The organism is Mesorhizobium sp. WSM4808, assembly GCF_055811675.1.
Window position 1 is genome coordinate 1 of record NZ_JBVVQX010000044.1, and the last position, 19,100, is coordinate 19,100.

Annotated in this window: 13 protein-coding genes and 5 pseudogenes; 11 read left to right on the top strand and 7 right to left on the bottom strand. The window is 57.1% G+C overall.

Going from position 1 to position 19,100, the window contains the following annotated elements:
- Positions 1–124: 124 nt before the first annotated feature.
- The 3 genes and pseudogenes from AC0L2U_RS33840 to AC0L2U_RS33850 form a co-directional block, all read right to left on the bottom strand.
- A pseudogene (locus AC0L2U_RS33840) lies at positions 125–948 on the bottom strand (IS110 family RNA-guided transposase); the annotation flags it as partial.
- A 488-nt stretch (positions 949–1,436) separates the two neighbouring features.
- Positions 1,437–2,156 (bottom strand): GntR family transcriptional regulator, encoded by a 720-nt coding sequence (locus AC0L2U_RS33845; protein WP_473603575.1) that lies wholly within the window; start codon positions 2,154–2,156, stop codon positions 1,437–1,439.
- Positions 2,157–2,462: 306 nt separating this feature from the next.
- Positions 2,463–3,728: a pyridoxal phosphate-dependent decarboxylase family protein gene (locus tag AC0L2U_RS33850; RefSeq protein ID WP_473603576.1), complete on the bottom strand. Its 1,266-nt coding sequence runs from the start codon at positions 3,726–3,728 to the stop codon at positions 2,463–2,465.
- Between the two features lie 373 nt (positions 3,729–4,101).
- Here AC0L2U_RS33850 and AC0L2U_RS33855 point away from each other — a divergent pair, with 373 nt between their 5' ends.
- From AC0L2U_RS33855 to AC0L2U_RS33870, 4 genes are all read left to right on the top strand, one after another.
- A complete protein-coding gene (locus tag AC0L2U_RS33855; RefSeq protein WP_473603577.1) occupies positions 4,102–5,763 on the top strand; it encodes a M81 family metallopeptidase in 1,662 nt (553 codons plus the stop codon).
- On the top strand, positions 5,760–7,130 hold the full coding sequence (locus AC0L2U_RS33860; protein WP_473603578.1) for an amidase: 1,371 nt from the start codon (positions 5,760–5,762) through the stop codon (positions 7,128–7,130). The genes AC0L2U_RS33855 and AC0L2U_RS33860 overlap by 4 nt, the downstream gene beginning before the upstream one ends.
- A gap of 223 nt (positions 7,131–7,353) precedes the next feature.
- Positions 7,354–7,614 carry a hypothetical protein gene (locus tag AC0L2U_RS33865; RefSeq protein WP_473603579.1) on the top strand — a complete coding sequence of 87 codons (261 nt, stop codon included), beginning with the start codon at positions 7,354–7,356 and terminating at the stop codon, positions 7,612–7,614.
- Between the two features lie 3 nt (positions 7,615–7,617).
- Positions 7,618–8,652 (top strand): cyclase family protein, encoded by a 1,035-nt coding sequence (locus AC0L2U_RS33870; protein WP_473603580.1) that lies wholly within the window; start codon positions 7,618–7,620, stop codon positions 8,650–8,652.
- A 119-nt stretch (positions 8,653–8,771) separates the two neighbouring features.
- Here AC0L2U_RS33870 and AC0L2U_RS33875 read toward each other — a convergent pair.
- From AC0L2U_RS33875 to AC0L2U_RS33885, 3 genes and pseudogenes are all read right to left on the bottom strand, one after another.
- Positions 8,772–9,086, bottom strand: a pseudogene (locus AC0L2U_RS33875) (ATP-binding protein); the annotation flags it as partial.
- Positions 9,073–9,761 (bottom strand): annotated as a pseudogene (locus tag AC0L2U_RS33880) (Mu transposase domain-containing protein); the annotation flags it as partial. The pseudogenes AC0L2U_RS33875 and AC0L2U_RS33880, both read right to left, overlap by 14 nt.
- A 149-nt stretch (positions 9,762–9,910) precedes the next feature.
- On the bottom strand, positions 9,911–10,498 hold the full coding sequence (locus tag AC0L2U_RS33885; RefSeq protein ID WP_473603586.1) for a tyrosine-type recombinase/integrase: 588 nt from the start codon (positions 10,496–10,498) through the stop codon (positions 9,911–9,913).
- Between the two features lie 56 nt (positions 10,499–10,554).
- Between AC0L2U_RS33885 and AC0L2U_RS33890 the strand changes: the two are divergent.
- The 3 genes and pseudogenes from AC0L2U_RS33890 to AC0L2U_RS33900 all read left to right on the top strand — a co-directional run.
- Positions 10,555–10,923, top strand: a pseudogene (locus AC0L2U_RS33890) (ATP-binding protein); the annotation flags it as partial.
- Between the two features lie 709 nt (positions 10,924–11,632).
- Positions 11,633–12,793 carry a M24 family metallopeptidase gene (locus AC0L2U_RS33895; protein WP_473603581.1) on the top strand — a complete coding sequence of 387 codons (1,161 nt, stop codon included), beginning with the start codon at positions 11,633–11,635 and terminating at the stop codon, positions 12,791–12,793.
- Between the two features lie 578 nt (positions 12,794–13,371).
- Positions 13,372–13,788, top strand: a complete 417-nt coding sequence (locus tag AC0L2U_RS33900; RefSeq protein ID WP_473603587.1) for a hypothetical protein — start codon at positions 13,372–13,374, stop codon at positions 13,786–13,788.
- On the opposite strand, the pseudogene AC0L2U_RS33905 reads toward AC0L2U_RS33900, so the two are convergent.
- A pseudogene (locus AC0L2U_RS33905) lies at positions 13,708–14,359 on the bottom strand (IS6 family transposase). The gene AC0L2U_RS33900 and the pseudogene AC0L2U_RS33905 overlap by 81 nt on opposite strands.
- A 498-nt stretch (positions 14,360–14,857) precedes the next feature.
- On the opposite strand from AC0L2U_RS33905, the gene AC0L2U_RS33910 reads away from it, so the two are divergent.
- From AC0L2U_RS33910 to AC0L2U_RS33925, 4 genes are all read left to right on the top strand, one after another.
- Positions 14,858–15,937, top strand: coding sequence for an ABC transporter substrate-binding protein (locus tag AC0L2U_RS33910; RefSeq protein ID WP_473603582.1), 1,080 nt, complete (start codon positions 14,858–14,860; stop codon positions 15,935–15,937).
- Between the two features lie 89 nt (positions 15,938–16,026).
- Positions 16,027–16,911 (top strand): ABC transporter permease, encoded by an 885-nt coding sequence (locus AC0L2U_RS33915; RefSeq protein ID WP_473603583.1) that lies wholly within the window; start codon positions 16,027–16,029, stop codon positions 16,909–16,911.
- Positions 16,912–16,915: 4 nt separating this feature from the next.
- A complete protein-coding gene (locus AC0L2U_RS33920) occupies positions 16,916–17,743 on the top strand; it encodes an ABC transporter permease (RefSeq protein ID WP_473603584.1) in 828 nt (275 codons plus the stop codon).
- A gap of 3 nt (positions 17,744–17,746) precedes the next feature.
- A complete protein-coding gene (locus AC0L2U_RS33925) occupies positions 17,747–18,853 on the top strand; it encodes an ABC transporter ATP-binding protein (RefSeq protein WP_473603585.1) in 1,107 nt (368 codons plus the stop codon).
- The last annotated feature ends 247 nt before the right edge of the window (positions 18,854–19,100 follow it).

Genomic DNA, 19,100 nt, shown 5'->3' on the forward strand with positions numbered 1-19,100 from the left:
CAGTGTGAGGCAATCGAGAACATCCGAGTGAGGCAACGGCATTGTTCTTTGGGAACACTCTTGGGCGAGGCAATACGGCGTCTCATCCTGATCGTCGCGCTATACGCGGCCTTTGCCTGCCTTAGCCGCCACGCCTGATTGTCTGTCCAGTCGATCGCTCACCGGGAACGAGGCCGAGGTAGCCCATGGCGAGGGCTCTCAAAACGGCTCACGTCGCCGACCTCGGTAGCGAACGTCACGGCGACAATCAGATCGACCCCACGCAATGTCTGGAGCGCTCGTACGGTCGGCGCCAGCGACCAGTTCGGAATGAACTCTTCGATCACGCGCTCAAGCCGTTCCACCTGCTCCTTCGACACGCGCACCGCTTCGACCATCTCCTGGAGCGCGATCTGATGTGCGGGATAATCGAACCGCTGCTCCTGCAACTAACGCAGGTAGCGCATGGTCCAGCTCTTTGTGCGCGGATAGGTACGACCATGCTTGAGCATGAAAGCGCCCACCTGCTGGCGATGGACCCGCAGCGTCTCGACCGCGGCCGCCCGCGCGCGAACGAGATCGCGCATGGCTTCGTGGTCTTCATCGGGAACCCATACCGCCGTCAGTTCGCCGGCGCGCAGCCTTGCCAATGAAAGAGCATCCCGGCGGTTCGTCTTCACCCGATCGCCAGGCTTCCTGGGAATCAGCGATGGCGCGACTACGGTGCATTCATGGCCGAGGGAACGGATCAGCCGGTAGAGGCCATAGCCGGTTGGCCCGCCTCATAGCAGAGGTGGATCCGATCGAACTTGGCGGCGATCCGTTGGATACGCGGCCCATGCTTGTATGCGATGCGTCGACCTCGCCGAAGAAGCGAACCTCTCCTTCCCGGCCGGCGTCCGCAATCGCGATGGCACTCCTCAGCTTAGCGACATCGATTCCGACAAATGCTTCCTTATAATCTGCCACGGCTCGTCCTCCTGTGATGAGGATCGGCTCTGGCCCGCCCGAGCAAACCTCGGACGCGCAGTGTAGGGCGAGCCACCTCACCGGCAGAAGCGGACATACGGTCTTACGATCGCTTCCGGATCAATTCACGCTCTTTGGATGGAGGCATGCCGGCGCCACAGCGTGCCCGCCGGCGAGGTGAAGTCGTGTCCGAGGCGTTCCAAAGCTCCAGCGTTCTGTAGCGGAACATCATCCAAACCTTGTCAGCAAACACATCGGGGCGGTGACCCTGGTCGGACCTGCACAGGGGCTAGCCGCTCAACAGCGCACTGCCTACAAAGCACCTCCTATGCTGGGGAGAAGACACCACGGCTGTGCTCTTAAAAGTGCTTGGCTATTCGTCGGCGGCGGTTGATCGATTGATCAACGACGGCGTGTTCAGGAAACCGATAGGAATAATTGCGAACTCCAAAATCCTGCCAACATGCCGGCGGCCCGCCGCCTGACGATCAGCCAACGATCTGCTGCGAAAGCAGGCCATTATCAAGAATATAGTCCGCCGCCCCTTTCAAATCGGCACGGACTGACACCCTCACCCACAGCGGGTCTCTAGCGGCAAGAGCCCTTAGGATTTCTTCATGCCGATCATTGCCACGCCATCCCGTGGTCTCGGAGTGCAGCAGATTGAAGTATGGCCCGACCTGGAGCCAAAGCGACTCGATTACGTTCATTAGCGCCGACGAGTCCGAGATCGAGTAAATCGTGAAGTGAAAATGCTTGTTCAGTTTGAGATATTCCTGAACGTTGGCGACGTTGTGCGGCAAGCTTGTAACCTCGCACATTTGCGCATGAAGCGACCTAAGACGCTCCAGAATCTCCTTGGTGAGGAACGGAACGCTCGCCTCGGCGGCTGCCGATTCAATGAGAACTTTGGCCTTGGTGAGGTCTCTGTACCTATCTTCCGATAGTGTCGGCACACTCACGCGCCGATTCGGAAGCAGCTCGAGGGCGCCGATCGCGACGAGGCGGTTGACGGCTTCTCGTACCGGCATCGTGCTGGTGCCCATTGCTGTCGCGATCGCCCTCAGCGGGACCCGCTGACCGGGAGCAAAGCGCCCACTCATCAACTCCTCTCGCAAGGAGGCGTAAACTTGGTCCGGAAGCGAGAGCTTACTTACCGTCCCCATACCCTCGAAGGGTGTGAGCACGGATTGAGATCGCGCGTTCATTTAATCCGTTCCCTCGAGTCGCCTTTGCAATTCGCTAGATCGATTCAATAGCGTTGTGATCACAGTCCTACAAGCTGCGTGCAGATGGTTGGCTCGAACAGATGGACTTGCGAACGGCTGGCTTCGCACGTACTGGATGCCATACTCCCACCTGCGGTCGATGTTCACAGCCCGCCGCCGATCAAGTATGACATTGTTGTGTCCCCGTGCTCTACGGATCGCAATCGGTCCGCAGAGCACGGGGCCTTGGGAGGCTTGGTTTAACTCTTCTGGACTTCACGCAGTCGACCTGCCCATCCGCGACGATCAATAAGAATGCTCATCGTATTTGGCTGACAGCCTGCGGCTCGTCACGAAATTGACAGCTGCTGAAACTTCCGAAAGATAGTCGTCTACGACGGGCAGGTGAGCCGGGTTCACGCCCTGATGAACCCCCAGTGGTTCGCGCATGCGGCCACGGAACCACCCTCTCTTCTCGAGGCGATCGGCAACGGCCATGATGTCTATGGCCGGATCGGTGGCGACAAAGGTGATGAGATTTGCCTCACCTGTTGGTTCGAGGCAGACCAACCCCGGTATCTTGTTGATGCCTTGAACCAAACGCATTGTTGCATCCATGGTATCTCGAGTTGCTTGTAAATAACCTTCCTCGCCAAGATATTGCATCACAGCCCAAGCTGCGGCGACGGCTCCGCCTGGCTTTGTACCCATGAAGGTCGGCGTAAAGTATGTTCCGCGCGGCCAGTCGCTGAACTCGAAGCGTTCGTACTTTTGCACTTGAGCGTCTCGATAGAGGACCAGGCTCGCGCCTTTCGCCCCGTAACCAAACTTGTGAATGTCTGCTGACAGGCTGGTAACCCCCGGCACATTAAAATCCCATTCGGGAATTGGATAACCGAGCTTCTTTGCAAAAGGCGAAACGAACCCGCCCCAGCACGCGTCGACATGGAGCCAGAGCTGACGCTTCTGGGCAAGCCGGCCCATATCAGCGATCGGATCAAAAACGCCGTACGGATAACAGGGGGCGGACCCATAGAGCATTATTGTATGCTCGTCTATCGCCTGCTCCAGCTCCGCTAGGTCGCCACGTCGCTCGGCATCGAGGTCAACCCGTTTCACCGTGACATCGAGTATCTCGGCAGCCTTGCTTAGGCAAGGATGAGCTGTACGCGGTGTGACGACGTTGTAGTGGCCAAATTTTTCCTCCCGCACCGCGCGCGCCTGATCTCGGGCGGTTTTTACCGCCTGAAAAACGCTCTCTGTGCCGCCTGAGGTGAAAGATGCCCCCGACCCGTCCGGTGCGTTGAATAGCCCCAGTCCGATCGCAAAGATGTCGTCAATCATGCGCGATAGGCTGGGGAAAGCCCTTCCGGCGCCAAGTCCGTTCTCGGACATGAATTCGCAATAGGCCTCCTTTTGAACCCTCAGAGTCTCGTCATTGAAAAAGTAGGTATAGGACGGCACGCGCCCTTCCCGCCAATTGAAGTCACCGCCTTTCAGTTTCTCGAGCTCAACGCGCAGCGTGGACCACTTGATGCCCTTTCTAGGCAACCCGCGCTCAATGTTCGACATTCCATACCTCGCAGATGATCTCGGATGACTAAATCCGATTGGTATAATGTGATCACTTCTTTGGCAACAAAATTCGCTTTTTTAGCCGATCCATCGTCGGGCCTGAAAATTGGCTGGAACATCGCACTCGCTGACTTACTGGGCTGGCCCACCGGTTGCCGTAGCGTTTTCGTTGACATTAGGCCATAGATCCCTTGCAACGCTCGTAAACATGTGATCACATTCTGAAAGTCAGGCTGGCGCCGGTGGTTGCGGGTGAATGCCACAGCTGCTGAGTGCGAGCGCATTCGAGGATTTGAATGGCATCTTTCACACCGTTTACGACCCAAACGCGGATTACAATACAAGAGCCCCAGCATGAGAAGGCACACCCATGAAGGTTCTCTGCGCCCAACTTCAGCATGAGACGAACACGTTCAACCGTCGCCCAACCACAATCGACCACTTCGCGAAATCGGGTATCCTGCGGGACGATGAGATCTCCAAGACATTCCGCGGAACACATACGGATTGGGGTTGCCTGTTCGAGAAGGCCGATGATTTTGGTTGGAGCCTGATCACGACGATTCACGCAAACGCTGTCCCCTCAGGTGTGGTGACGGACGAAGCCTTTGAGCATCTTTGCGCACCTATTTTGGACGCCGCTGAGAGTGAGAAGCCTGACGCGGCGTTTTTGATGCTGCACGGTTCCATGGTAGCGGCCTCCTTCGATGATTGCGAAGGAGAATTGCTCAACCGCTTGCGGGCTTTGTTGCCTGAAGGTGCACCGATCGTGGTGACGCTCGATCCACATGGCAATGTGTCACAAGCGATGGCCGCGGCGGCAAGCGCGATAACCGCCTATCGAACGACACCCCACGTCGACCAATACGAGACGACGCAAAGAGCTTGCGAGCTTTTAAAGGAGATCAGCGAAAAGCGCCTGCGCACTCGGATTGTCCTGGCACAGGCACCCACAATTGATGGACTCGATCGAGGGCGCACGATATCCGGATTTGGTCCAATGGTGGATATACTGCGCATGGCTAGTGCGGCTATGGAGCACGAGGCCGGTATCTTGACGATTAGCGTCCAGCCTGGTTTCGTTTTTACGGACGTTGAGAATGCCGGACCAAGCGTCGCGGTGACCGGGCTTGCCGAGGCGTCCGGACTTGAATTGGTCGCTCACCGACTATCAGGCTTCATCTGGGCGACGCGTGCGACAAAGACGATCGAGATGTTATCGATAGACGACACAATCGCGGCGCTGAGGGCGGACCAAAACGGGCGCGGGCCGTTGTTAATTGGCGACTACACTGACAATCCGGGTGGCGGTGCAGCCGGCGATGGCACCGCACTTCTCAAGGCAATGATCGATGCGGATATTCGCAACGCTGCCTTCTTCTCCATCGCGGACCCGTTTGCTGTTCAGATTTGCTGGCAGGCGGGGGTTGGGGCCAAAGTTGAGCTTCAACTTGGCGGTCGCGCCAATCCCGATCTTGGTGGCGGCCCAATCGAGATCCACTGCACAGTCAAGGTACTATCCGACGGCCGCTATATCCGCAAAGGGCCTTACTTCAACGGCGTCGAAGCCAACCTCGGACCAAGCGCACTTGTCGAAGTCAATGGAATCAAAGTGATTGTCTGCACCTATGCAAATCAGACGGAAGAGCGGGAGCAATTTCGCATCTTCGGTATTGAGCCGGAGGCGTTTGATTATCTTGCCTGCAAGGCGATGAACCATTTTCGCGCCGATCTCGGCCCCATTTCTCGTGGTCTGATCTATGTCGACTCAGGGGGAATCTGCACACCGCACCTGACGCGCCTCCCATACCGGCGCGTCAGACGTCCGGTCTGGCCTCTTGACGAAGCTGCGAGTATCAGCGGACTGGACGACCTGGGGCACGGTGCACAGTGCACAGCCACGCAAACGATGTCGCCACTAGACCCGGCTGGCCATGTTGCTGAACTTGCACGGACTATCCGACGCCGCTTGCCATATTCTGTTAGTCCACTCTATCTTCCGGCCAGCTCCAAGAGCGACATAAAACGATGACCGATTTCCCGCCACGAACCATCGCCGAGGCGGGGCAGGCGATACGTGATGGCTCGTGCTCGCCGCTAGAGCTGACACAGACTTTCCTTCAGCGCATCCGTTCGCTGAACGATGGCATCAACTCCTTTGTTCTTGTCGATGAGGCCGGGGCTGTTGATGCGGCGAGGCTATTGACGGATGAGGCGCGTAACGGCGCGCTGCGGGGACCCCTTCACGGTATCCCGCTTGCGATCAAGGACATCATTGACGTGGCCGGCATGGCGACAACAGCGAACTCGCACGTCACGTCTCAAAAGCCCGCCGAGCACGACGCGCCGGTCGTCAGACAACTTCGCGAGACTGGCGCCGTCATTCTGGGCAAGGTGGTCACGCATGAATTCGCTTATGCCGGTCCTCCGGCCGATCTTCCCTATGGAGCGGCTCGCAACCCATGGGACACGCGTCGCGACACTGGGGGCTCGAGCAGCGGCTCTGCGGCGGCCGTTGCTGCCGGGTTATGTCTTGGCGCACTTGGCACCGACACCGGCGGTTCGATCCGCAATCCGGTATCGTATTGCGGCGGGGTCGGCATCAAGCCGACCTTGGGCCTCGTCAACACATCTGGAATAATACCACTTGCGTTTAGCCTTGATCACTGCGGACCGATCGCCAGCACCGTGGCCGATTGTGCCATAATGCTGAATGCAATGGCGAATCCAGACCAACGTGCGGGCAAGGACTTCACCTCTGCACTTGGCCAGCCAGCCAGGAACTGTCGCATCGGAGTCCTTCGCTCATTCTATGACTATGAAGGGGGCGCCAGTGACGAAATGCGTGCAGCTCTTGATGCAGCGGCAGAGACGTTCCGCCATCTCGGATGCACCACAGTGGACATTCAGTTGCCCGACATCAGAGACTTTGTCGCATGCGGCCGGATCATTATACTCAGCGAAGCTTATGCTCTCCACTTTGAGGATCTGGAAGCGACGCCTGGGCGATTTGGGCGCTGGACACGTGACAGGGTTATGGCCGGACGCTTGCTTTCGGCAAAGGACTACATCCAGGCGCAGCGCGTGCGACACGGGCTGCGAGCGGCCGTTGAGAATGCGTTCGCGCAATGCGATGTCATTTTGACAGCCTCGGCCCTCGGCCAGGCCCCGCTACTCGAAGAAGACGGCAATGATGCCTATTGGCAGACGCGCTATCCCACGGTTGCGTTCAACTTGACGGGGCATCCGGCGCTTGCCATGACGTGCGGCTTTTCTGGCGATGGCCTGCCGCTTGGCATGCAGATTGTCGGCAGGCTGGGAGCCGAGCCTTTTCTCTTCGGGATTGCGCAGGCTTATGAGACGGCCACCGCGTGGCCAAACCGTGCTCCGATGAGATGATACAGAGTCGCAAGAATGTTCGCTGAGAGGCGCGTCCTCATGTGCCGGCCTGCCGAATTTTCCTATTGTCCGGTGCGCTGAGCAGCTTTGCGACATAACCAGCCGGCTCTCCTCGACGCACTCCATGCATGTGGCCAAGGAACGAGAAATGTCATGAATCCGCTGATCATACTAAATCCGTCGTCACGTTCAAGAAAGCTCTCACGCAATGCCAGGGTTCAGTGTGACCTACAAACTCGTCCAAAAACGCCTGAAGGCTGTGCGGGGCCTTCTTGATAGGTTAGAGATCTCCAGCGCGTCACAAGGTGGGTGTGCGAGTGATGATGAACCGCAAAAGAAAGCGCTATTGCAGACGCAGGAAATCGGCTTTCGCGACGCCCCGACCATTCCGCTCGGCATCTTCAACAAGACCGCCCACCGCAGTTCATTGCCGGGCTTTCTGAAGGGCATCGCGCCCTATCCGTGGAACGTGAAAGGAGACTGAGGATTGTCTTCGTCAAATCGCTGGCGTCATCGTCCCCCCGGTTCGAACTGGGGGGATTTTGGCGCCGACGACCAACTCGGGCGGCTCAATCTGCTGACGCCAGCGCGGGTGCTCAAGGCCATGAAGGAGGTGTGGGAGGGCCGCACCTTCTGCCTGAGCCTTCCTCTCGAATATCCGGGCGGCAGCAAGCTCAATCCGCGGCGGAAGCCGCCGAGGATCTTTCCGGCGGTCCGTGAAAACGGTTGCCTCACCTGCAATTTCATCATGAGCGAAGGCAGGCATGACGGTAGCGATGTCGTCAACGACGACATCGCTATACTGAGCCTCCAGTACTCATCGCACTGGGATGCCTTCTCCCACTACGGATCGCTGTTCGATGCCGACGGCGATGGCATTGCGGAAATCGTCTACTACAACGGGTTCTCCGGTGCGGATACCATCGTCACCCAGGCGGATGACGCCTCGGCGACCAGGCAAATGCGCGCACTTGCGCTCGGTGTGGAAAACATCGCTGCTAGCGGCGTGCAGGGCAGGGGCGTTCTCGTCGATCTACGCGCCGTCCTGGGGGATGAAAGAACGCTTGTCGGATATGAAACGCTCGCACGGATCATGCGCGTGCAGAATGTGCAGGTCGAGGAGGGCGATATCCTTTGTCTACACACGGGTTTCGCGCAGAAGGTCATCGAAAGCGGCCTCAACCCCGATCACAGGACGCTGCATGAAAGCTGCGTCGCGCTTGACGGGCGCGACAGGGCGTTGCTGGACTGGATCGACAGGTCGGGCCTGGCTGCGATCGTCGCGGACAACTATGCGGTGGAAGGCGGACCCTATGACGACCTCCAGGGGCATGTTGCCCGGATGCCGCTGCACGAACATTGCCTGTTCAAGCTCGGTATCCCCTTGGCCGAGTTGTGGCACCTCAGCCCGCTGGCCGAATGGCTTCGCCTGCACGGGCGGACGCGCTTCCTGCTGACGGCGCCACCCATCCGACTGACCGGTGCGGTTGGCGCACCGGTGACGGGCGTTGCGACCGTCTGATTTTCACTCGACTGGAAGAAAGCAAAACAAGAGTATTTTGACCTCCGAAAACGGCAGCCAGGAGGTGCGAAACGCTCGCGGCCATTGGCGGAGCAGGGCGGCAGGACGCTTGCCGTCACGAGGTGGAGAGAGTTCTCGCGACGCTCGATCCACTCGCAACGGGTCAGTTCCAGCACCTGCATCTTGTTGAGCTTGGGGATGGCGGTGAAGTCGAAGCTGTCCAGGCTTTTGACGACCGGGAACCTTGCCGCCTTGATGCGGCGCTCGACCTTGCGGCGGTCTCGTTCGATCATCTCCCGTTCGGAAAGCCGGGTGAGGTATCCGACATGATCGACGCCCTCGGTGGCGCATAGCCGATCCAGCTTCTGGTATTCGCGCTGGAAGGTCGGACGCTTGAGGGTTTTGAGATAATGGGATAGCAAGCAGTCGCATATACGCCTCCGCCGATGTCGTCTCGACCGTCGCCCTCGGCAGGTATGGATAGACGGACAGGTCCTGGGGCGGCCGGCGCTCCAACGACACAGGATCAGATGTTTGAGGCGTCGAAGCCGATTGCTCCGAGTTGAAGGGCCTGCCTCACTGCCGCATGCAGGTCCGCAAGTTCGAAGCTCTCCAGCAGGCGAAGAACCTGCACGTACTCACGCCGGCCATGTTTTGCCATGCGGCCTTCCATCAGGCGGCGCAGCGTGGCGAACTCTTCGGGCAGGTTCCAGCCCTGGAGAGGTGCAGCCTGATCCAGCGAATTGATCTTCTGTTCGATCAGCGGCAGGTAATGCAGTGGGTCGAAGACGACGTCTTCCCGCTCCCAGCTTCGGGGATGGCGAGCGATGATCTCGCCGCGGCAGCCGATCACTACCGGCGTCGACATAGCCCCGGACCCAGACATCCTGATGGCCATAGGCGGAATAGTCGTTGGTCTTGTAGCGGACGGGTCGTTACCTTGGCGCTGGCCTGATCACGTCGAAAGGCGATGCCGGCAAGGGACGCATGGCAGCCAGATCGCGCTGTAGCCGTTCCCCGATTGTCTCGTTCTCGCCGCGCAGCCTGTCGCGCTGGCGCTTGCGGCATTGCTCTTCAAGCCAGGCGTGGAACATCTCCCATGTCGCAAACGAGACCCTCGACGTTGCGGCCGTGCCGGAAGAACGCCGACGCCACAATGGGATGCCATCATGCCGTAGCTGCGGTTGATCTCGGGATCGTAGAAGCTGGCACGACTGACGCCCGACTTCAGATTGTCGGGCTTTTGTGTCCAACGCCGTTATGTGGCTGGCAACGGTTTGAGCCGGTCTTTCGAAGGTGGGCCGCGGGCGAGAGACACATAATGCGCTACAGCGAGTTGAGCCAGTCGAGGAGGGTTTTGTCGTCCTTCCAGGCAACATGTGGTCGGGGTACCGTTGAAATACCTGAACCACTCACTTTCGCAGGCGCGTAGCGCCTCGGCTTTGGCGCGCAGCGTCAGCTCGGCATAACGGTTTGTCGTGTCGAGACTCACGTGCCCGAGCCAACTGCGTATGACATTAACTTCGACACCGGATTCCAGTAGGTGGCAGGCAGCGGTGTGCCGGAATAGATGCGGGCTGACACGTCTGGATTTCGGCCCGTGTGTATCGAAGGATGCGCCGTGTCGTCGGACAATCTTATAGATCCCGAACCTCGTTTGAGGGCGAGCCTTTGGAGCGCAGAAGACTGGCTCGCCTGGCGCTGCGCGGCGCTGGGCCAGAAGTGCCTGGATATGCTTCAATGTCTCATCCCAAAGCGGGCACGTTCGCCACTTGTCACCTTTGCCGCGCAAGTGGACTTTGGCCGGCGGCTTGAGTTCGAGGTGCTCGATACGATGGAAGAGCAACTGCCCGCCGCCCTGGGCGAAGGGAAAATAGCCGAGTTCGTCGAGTAATGTTGAGCTCAACATTAGTCGACGAGATCGGTTATCTCCCGGTCATCGCCGGCGGCGGCAATCTGTTCTTCCAGCTCGTCAACGCCCGCTACGAGAAAGGGGCGATGATCCTGACGTCCAATCGCGGCTTTGCAGAGTGGGGAGATGTTCTTGGAGACGCCGTGGTCGCCACCGCGCTTCTCGACAGGCTTTTGCATCATGCCGTCGTCGTTTAGATCGAAGGATCAAGCTACAGGCTGCGCCAGCATGCCGAATTGATGCCTGAACACGTCCGTTCGAAAGCCCTGATTACTCCACCGTCCTTCGCTCCACCATCACAGCAGCGCGGTCGGCCGCTGAAAAATACCCATTTCTCCAGGCCGTCCGAGACGGCATAATTGGGGAACTTTACTTCGGCACTTTTGGGGAAATTTCACCCGGTTGACAGCTTGTTGACCAGAAATGCCTCCGCCAGGCTCAACTTGACCTTCTGCTTCACCGCCATCGCGACTCGCTCCGGCTTCCGCCACAGAGAATCACAACCAGCCAATTGCGCAACAGACCACAATGGGCACCGTGTTCGCCGGTCCGGTGGTCGCGACCGCGATTTCTCGACCGGTTCTTGCACCACAGCTACGTGCTGACCATCCGGCGCGACAGCAACCGGCTGCGCGCCAAGCGAAACAGCGGCTTCATCAGGCCGCCTGCCGGTGAGAGGCCTGCGGTCGCCTCTACCTCCCTCCGGCCGTCACGGGCGGAAACCAACCTTCAAGCGACATTGGGAACCCGAAGGAGGGGCAGTTCTTCATGACCCAAAGGGGGCAGTTCCAGATGGCGTTTTCAGCCAAAGTCAGGTGCCCCATGCCAGCACGGTAGATGTCGCACGATGATCGCCACGAAATGGGTTTGCCCTTTGCCATTATCACGCTTTGGTCTGCATCTGTGTTGTTGCCAATCGAAGCTGACATTTCAAAGCTGCCGATCGTCCAGCTCGCACATTGCAGCAGTCCACGCATTTTGACGCATACTTCGCACGTCATTCAGGGACAATAATTTTGAATCGAACGCATTCGGCGATTTGATTTCACGGAATCAACGAGGGTAAATATGAATACAACTTCCGCGACTGTTCCGCTGACTGGTGTTCCGTTTCCAAAAGCAGAATATGAGCGCCGGCGGCAAAAGGTGCTTGCTACGATGGCCGATATGCGCCTCGATGGACTTTTGGTAACTGGTCTGGGCCATGCGAGCTACCTAACCGGTTATCACGGTGGCGGAACGTATTTTGCGCCGTTTCCGTTGATTTTAATCCCTGGGCACGCTCCGACGTATGTGGTGAGAGAGTACGAGCTCGAATCAGTTCGTGCGTACAGCTGCATTGACAATATTGTCTGTTATACTCAAGAACGGGACTTTGCGAGTGTCTGCGGCGACGTGCTTCGGCGATATGGAGTTCAAAATAAGCGGGTTGGCCTTGAGCTTCGCTGCTGGAATTTGACTCCATATGACGTGTACGAACTACAGGCAGAACTGCCTGGAATGACGGTCGTCGATGCGACGGAGCTAGTTGCCTCCGTTGCGGCGGTTAAAAGCGAGCTCGAAATCGGCGTGATGCGCGAAGCCATGTCGCTGACCGAAGCCGCGCTGGGTACCTTTCAAAAGTTGTTATGCGAGGGGGTCACTGAGCGCGAGTTGGCGACCGCCATGCGCGGGACTGTCAGGGATGCTGGCGGCGAAGACCTTCAAGTGGCCTCGCTAGTATTCGGCGACCGCACAAGGTTGCCTCACGGTCCCCCGGCCGATCACCCGATCAAGCAAAATGAACCTGCCGTGACTGAAATCGGTGGTGTGAAGTTTGGGTATGCGGCGGGTCTGGTTCGCACAGGTATAGTGGGAAAAAACCCAGAAGTTGAGTCACTGCACGCGCTCTCGAATGAGGCCCTCGACGCCGCGATCGATATGATCAAGCCGGGTATCACGGCAGAGACCGTGGACGCCACTGTTCGCAAGATAGTCGGACGCTCCGGTCACCCCCGCGCGTTTCGCAATAAAGCCGGATACCAGACCGGCATTTTTTGGTCGGAACGCGGCAACATGGATATGGTGCCAGGTGTAAAAGATTGTCTTAAGGCCGGAATGACGCTCCATTTGCCGATTATGTGTTTCGGGGAGAACGGGCATATCATCGGCTGTAGTGATCACGTATTGGTAACAGATAGAGGCGCAGAAAGTCTGAGCCGGACACCACGAACTCTTTATAGGGTCTAACGGTCACACGATGGAAGTGCCTGAGCATGGCTCGCGGGTGCGGAAATTGGCAATTCCCACTGGGTTTTTGACTACTTCGCCGAGCGATCGGAGGCCCCTCCAGTTCGGCTTTCATGCGAGCATGCCATGGCAGGCCAATTCTCCCGGCCAGCGTGATCTCGTGGTGAGCAACAATCTTAAAACTGCATTTGACGCTCCGCCCCCATGCACACCCTACTTGTACGAATGGAAGCCGCAGGTTGAATTGCCCAATCAAGAACCAAATACCGTTCTGAGATCGTCGCTCAGTTTGCAGATATTTTGGCTCCCACGGACCAAGTAATCGCCAACGTGAACGCCTGAAGGCTGCGCCTGGCGTTCTTAAAAGGTTAGAGATCTCCAGCGCGTCACAAGGTGGGTGTGCGAGTGATGATGAACCGCAAAAGAAAGCGCTATTGCAGACGCAGGAAATCGGCTTTCGCGACGCCCCGACCGTTCCGCTCGGCATCCTTCTTCAACAAGACCGCCTACCGCAGTTCATTGGCGGGCGTTCTGAAGGGCATCGCGCCCTATCCGTGGAACGTGAAAGGGCCTGAGGATTGTCTTCGTCAAATCGCTGGCGTCATCGGCCCCCCGGTTCGAACTGGGGGGATTTTGGCGCCGACGACCAACTCGGGCGGCTCAATCTGCTGACGCCAGGGCGGGTGCTCAAGGCCATGAAGGAGGTGTGGGAGGGCCGCACCTTCTGCCTGAGCCTTCCTCTCGAATATCCGGGCGGCAGCAAGCTCAATCCGCGGCGGAAGCCGCCCAATTTCATCATGAGCGAAGGTAGGCATGACGGTACCGATGTCGTTAACGACGACGGTCGCTATACAGAGTTTGCGGCGATGTCACGTTGTCTGCATATAGACGCGCTGAGACCTGCGGCGCTGATGTCAGCTGACCATGGCCACGGCTTTCCATTCCGCCATGGCCTGCACGCGGTGAATATATGTGGCGAGAGAGGAGCGTTCTGAGCGGGGCGGGACGAAGAGATTGCGCAGAGGCGAGAAGATCGAAACGAAGCTGCAGCACTCCTGATGATCGGAAGCCTTACATCATCCGCTCCTGTTCTAGCAGCGGCACATGGGCATTCTCCGCCCGGTTGTTCAATCCCTTGTGCGACCGATGCTCGGCGTCCGGCAGCAACCTGTCGCCTGGCTGCTCCATAGAGCGCAGCTTGTCGGTGATCATGCGCTTCGGCGCGATGCCTTGCTTCTTCAGCAGCCGCGTCAGCAAGCGCTTGGCCGCTTTGGTGTTGCAGCGGTTCTGGACGATCTCGTCGAGCACATAGCCATCTTGGTCGACGGCGCGCTACAGCCAGTGTTTCCTGCCGGCGATGGTAATGATGACCCCGTCCAAGTGCCAGACATCGTTTCGGCTGTGATCTTGCGGCGCAAGTGGCGAGCGTAAATGCGCACCGAAATTGATTCCCCACCGTCGGATTGTCTCATACGAAACCACGATCCCGCGCTCCAGCAGCATTTCCTCGACCAGACGCAGGCTGAAGGCGAACCTGTAGTAGAGCCAGACTGCTCGGGCGATTATCTGCGGCGAGAAACGATGGCGCTTGTTGCTGACGGTAGGCGGTGTTCAACATGGTGTATGCCGCAAATCCCTGAACGCAAGTTAAGTTGATAACCGCTCTGGAACATGCGGGTCGGGTTCGCCGAGTTCGGCGGCCGGGCGAAGGCGCTGACGAGATCAAAGTCATGTCCATAGCCCAACCATCACTTACATTTCATTCTCGCACTCCTTTTGCGGCTGCTATTTCCCGCCAACGCCTTTTTTGGAGCAAAACTCAGTCCGCAGCGGTTCACCATGGGAACATAAAGGTGGTGTACAGAAGCGAAGTGCTCCGCCGCAACCGACGACAAGTCACCCACACTCTGGAGGAAGTGAAAAGGGTTGCGTATTCGGCGGATGGTCGATTAGCACTTTCCTAACTTCCGCTTGCTGCCCGATTGAGGCCGACCAGGTTTCTTCATCCGTCCGAATGCGGGTCGATAACTGCATCCATCCAAACGAAAATAAAGGGGAATCCGCATGTCAACACTCACACGCCGCAACGTTCTAAAAACTGCAGCCTCGGTTGTCGTAGCCGGAGCCGCTATGCCAGGCCTACGCTTACCGCGCGCCCAAGCAGCCGAAACCATCACCGCGATTGAATGGGGTGGGGACTATCTTAAGGCCATACAGCAGCTTGCTAGCAAGCAGTCAGATGTAAACATCAACTGGCAACTGCACACCGCTGGCTCCGCGACCATCCTACCAAAGATCAAAGCAACCTGGCCCAACACTGGTATCGACCTTTTGACCGGTTGGGACGTATCTTGGCAGGTTGTTGCGCGAGAAGGATGGGCAGAGCCGGTAACACTCGACAAGGTACCAAACCTGGCTGATATTCCGGAGAAGCTGCTTGTGAAAGACAGTGGCGGCAACATTGTCAATATACCCCGCACGCTTTCGGCTTTCGCCTGGTATTACAAGAAAGATTCTGTTCCGTTTGAGATCAGCAAGATTGACGACCTGCTAGATTCTCGCCTTGCAGGTAAAATCGTGTTTCCGTCGCCCTTATTAAATTCGAATATGCAGATGGTCGGATTTGCGCTTGCAAAAGGCGGTGACGAGCGAAACATGGAGCCGGCATGGGACTTCGTGAAGGAGCTTGCCCGTCGCGGAAATATTGGCCGGGTTGCGAATTCCGACTCGGACGCTAACGCTTCCATTGGCTCTGGTGAGACTTGGCTGTCCTTTCAGGGAGCCACTGGTCTCGTCACGGGAGCCCGTGGCGACATTCGGATATTGACTAAAATGCCCCCTGAATCAGGGTTCAAAACCTTCTTGTTCCAAGAGGGCTGGTCTGTGCTAAAGGGCCCGCATGCGGACGCAGCTTTCAAGTTCGTCAACTTTGCAATTGACTCAAAGAATAACGCGGACTTCAACAGCGCCTTCGGCGGCGTTCCAGCTAACGTGAAGTCGCCAGTGCCTGACAATTTGAAACCCTTAATATTCAACAATGAAGAGATGAAAAGGCATGTCTACATTCCAGACTGGTCCTACGTATCGCAACAGGCTGACGCTTGGAACAAACGTTGGGAACAGGAAGTGGTGCCGCTGCTTTAGGCACGTTCTGCAGTGAAATTGCGTCGAGTAGGCGAGGAACCACCCCTCGTCTGCTCGATTTATAACTCTACTACATTTGTACCCCGCACATGACTGTGCTGGCCGCGTTGAAGGCACCAACATTAATGCATACGAAGAGATCACAGGCATTGCTCTTGCTGCCAGCGATATTTATTCTTATTATTTTTTTACTACTGCCGTTACTTATTGTCGGGGCAGAAAGTTTTCGGACCTACACTCCAGGACGGATTGGTTCTGTGGAAGGTTCCCCACTAACGTTCGCCAACTACACGGAAATACTTCTCACTGTTTACGCCGGTTACTTTTTGCAAACATATTTGTTTTCTTTTAGCGCGTCGCTTCTCGGGATAATTCTCACCTTTCCAATCGCTTATTACATTGCGAGGGTCGCGCCGCCGTGGGCTCAAAGGGCCGCGATGTTCACGCTTATTGGCTTGATGTTTTTAAGCGCCCTGGTCCGGATCTATTCTATCCAACTTTTGTTCGGCTCTGTCGGTTCGGTGGGTTTGATGATGTCCGACTTAGGAGTGAACACCAATAGTCGAAGCTATACAAACTTTGTCATCGTCGTGGGCTTGCTTCAGTACATGGCACCGTTGTCCATCCTTATCCTAGTAACCGCCGTGCAGAATCTGAATCCGCGCCTGATTGAAGCGGCGCAGTCACTAGGCGCTTCAATCACTAGCTCTCACCTATCGGTGACCATACCCCTGTGTGCTAAGGGCCTGGCATCCGCGTTCTTGGTGTCCATGACGTTTGGTATCAGCGCATTCGCGATTCCCTTGATCCTTGGTCGTGGACGAGTCATGTTCATATCAAACCTTATCTATAGTCGGTTCAGCGAAGTGGCGAATTATCCAAGCGGCGCAGCCATATCGTTGGTCATGATGGCTCTGTCACTGCTCCTCGTTTTCTCCATGTCGCGACTGGCGACCCGACTCGACAGGACGTGACGCAATGCTCAGTAAACGAAACATTGATAAGCTTCTTGCGCTGGGTGTAGGAGCCGTCATCGTTTTGATGACCGCTTTCCTAGTGTTCCCCATCATTGTCACCGTACTGATGGCATTCGACGCACGAGACTATCTCGGCGCATTCCCACCACCTGCCTTCTCGACAAAATGGTTTGGCAATCTGTGGCACCAGGACTACCTGTGGGCTGCATTCCACAGCAGCCTCTTGATTGCCACGCTGACAACGGCAACCGCCGCCGTTACAGGCGCGTTGGCCGCGCTGGCAATCAGCAGGATGGGCTCGCAGTGGCGAGATATCTTTACTACTGCCTTCCTGTCACCCTTGGTATTGCCCGGAGTCATTATCGGCTTCGCACTCCTGATGTTCTTCTCGACTGCGAGCCATGTCCCAACGTTTTGGCGGCTGGTCGCGGGGCATCTGATCGTCACCCTTCCCTATACGATCCGGATGACTTTGGTCGGCCTTACCGGCATAAGCCCATCGTTGAGGGAAGCTGCACTGTGTCTTGGGGCGAACGAGCGACAAGCTTTCTTCACGATCATCCTTCCGTTAGCGAAAAACGGCATTGCCGCGGGCGCAATCTTCGCTTTCGCGCTCTCCATGGATGATGTCGCGATCAGCATGTTTCTCAGCGATTATAATACTTTTACGCTTCCCGTGGCACTCCTGAGTCTAATGAAGGCGCAGTTCGACCTTACGCTTGCCGCGGCTGCAGTAGGCCTCATGGCGCTTACCGTCCTTCTGCTTGTCGTCCTGGATCGCATCTTCGGCCTTGAGCGCGCAATGGGCCAAGGCCTCTACAGGAGCTAATGGATGAATATCTTAGAGTTGCAAAATGTCACCAAGAAGTACGGAGACTTCACGGCGGTCGAAAACCTCTCTCTGGAGATTGAGCGTGGAAAGGTGCTTTCTCTTCTGGGGCCGAGCGGCTGCGGAAAAACCACGACTCTCCGCATTATTGCGGGATTCACGTCACTAAGTGCCGGCAGGGTCAGGATTGCCGGGCAAGATGTCGGGCACCTCAAGCCTTACGAACGCAACGTGGGCCTTCTCTTCCAGGACTATGCCTTGTTTCCTCACATGACGGTCGCGCAAAATGTTGCATATGGCCTCCGTTATCGTGGCAGACCCACGTCCGAAATACCGGCGCGAGTGAAACAGATGCTCTCGCTCGTGCAAATGGACAGCATGCACGCCCGGTATCCTAGTCAGCTGAGTGGCGGACAGCAGCAGCGCGTGGCGCTTGCCCGGGCGCTTGCGACCGACCCGCAGATCGTACTGCTGGATGAACCGCTATCGGCGTTGGATGCCAAGCTTCGGCTGGAACTTCGTATCGAACTAAAGGAAATCCTGAGGTCGGTCGGTGCGACAACCATTGTCGTCACCCACGACCAGGAGGAGGCGTTGAGTTTGGGTGACGAGGTGGTTGTCATGCGTGCTGGCAAAATAGCCCAGCGCGGAACCCCGCAGCAGATATACGCGGCTCCCTCTGATCGTTTCGTCGCCGAGTTCGTAGGACGGTCAAACTGGTTCCTCGCTAAGATTCAGAACCATTCGAGCGAGGGTGTTGCGACGTATCTCACGAAGACGGGCCTAACAGTTCACACGCGAATGGCCATGGCAAACGGAAGTGGCCAAGCCGACTTGTGTATTCGGCCGGAGAACATCGAGCTTTTCGATGCCGGCCCCGAGGGGGTCCAGCGGGGACGGGACGACAATGCCTTGAACGGTGTGGTACTGGACGTTGCGCCCCTAGGAGCTGACGTGCATATCGTTATTCAATTAGGCGGCGAGGATAGGTTGCTCGTAATCCGCAAGAACATTGGAAGCACGCCTTGGTTGCGCCCCGGGCAGCCAGTTTTGGCGACGTTTTCAGCATCTGATGTGATCGTATTCGAAGAGCACTTGTCGCCGTCTTGAATCACATGACCCGAGGTACAGGCGGGCAAACGGACGCCAGACCATTGGGTGGGATCGCCGAGATTATAAGCTTTCGAGCTTAGAGTGAACGCAGCTAAGCGCCCGACCATCGCGGACTTTACGTGGAGCTTATACGCGTCGCGCCCAGCCGCAGAAGAAAAGAAGGTGGAAAATTTGCAAGTTGCGCAACGCACAGTTCAAATCGTTGCCTACTTTGGTGCAAAACTCCGTCAAACTTTGCTACTAC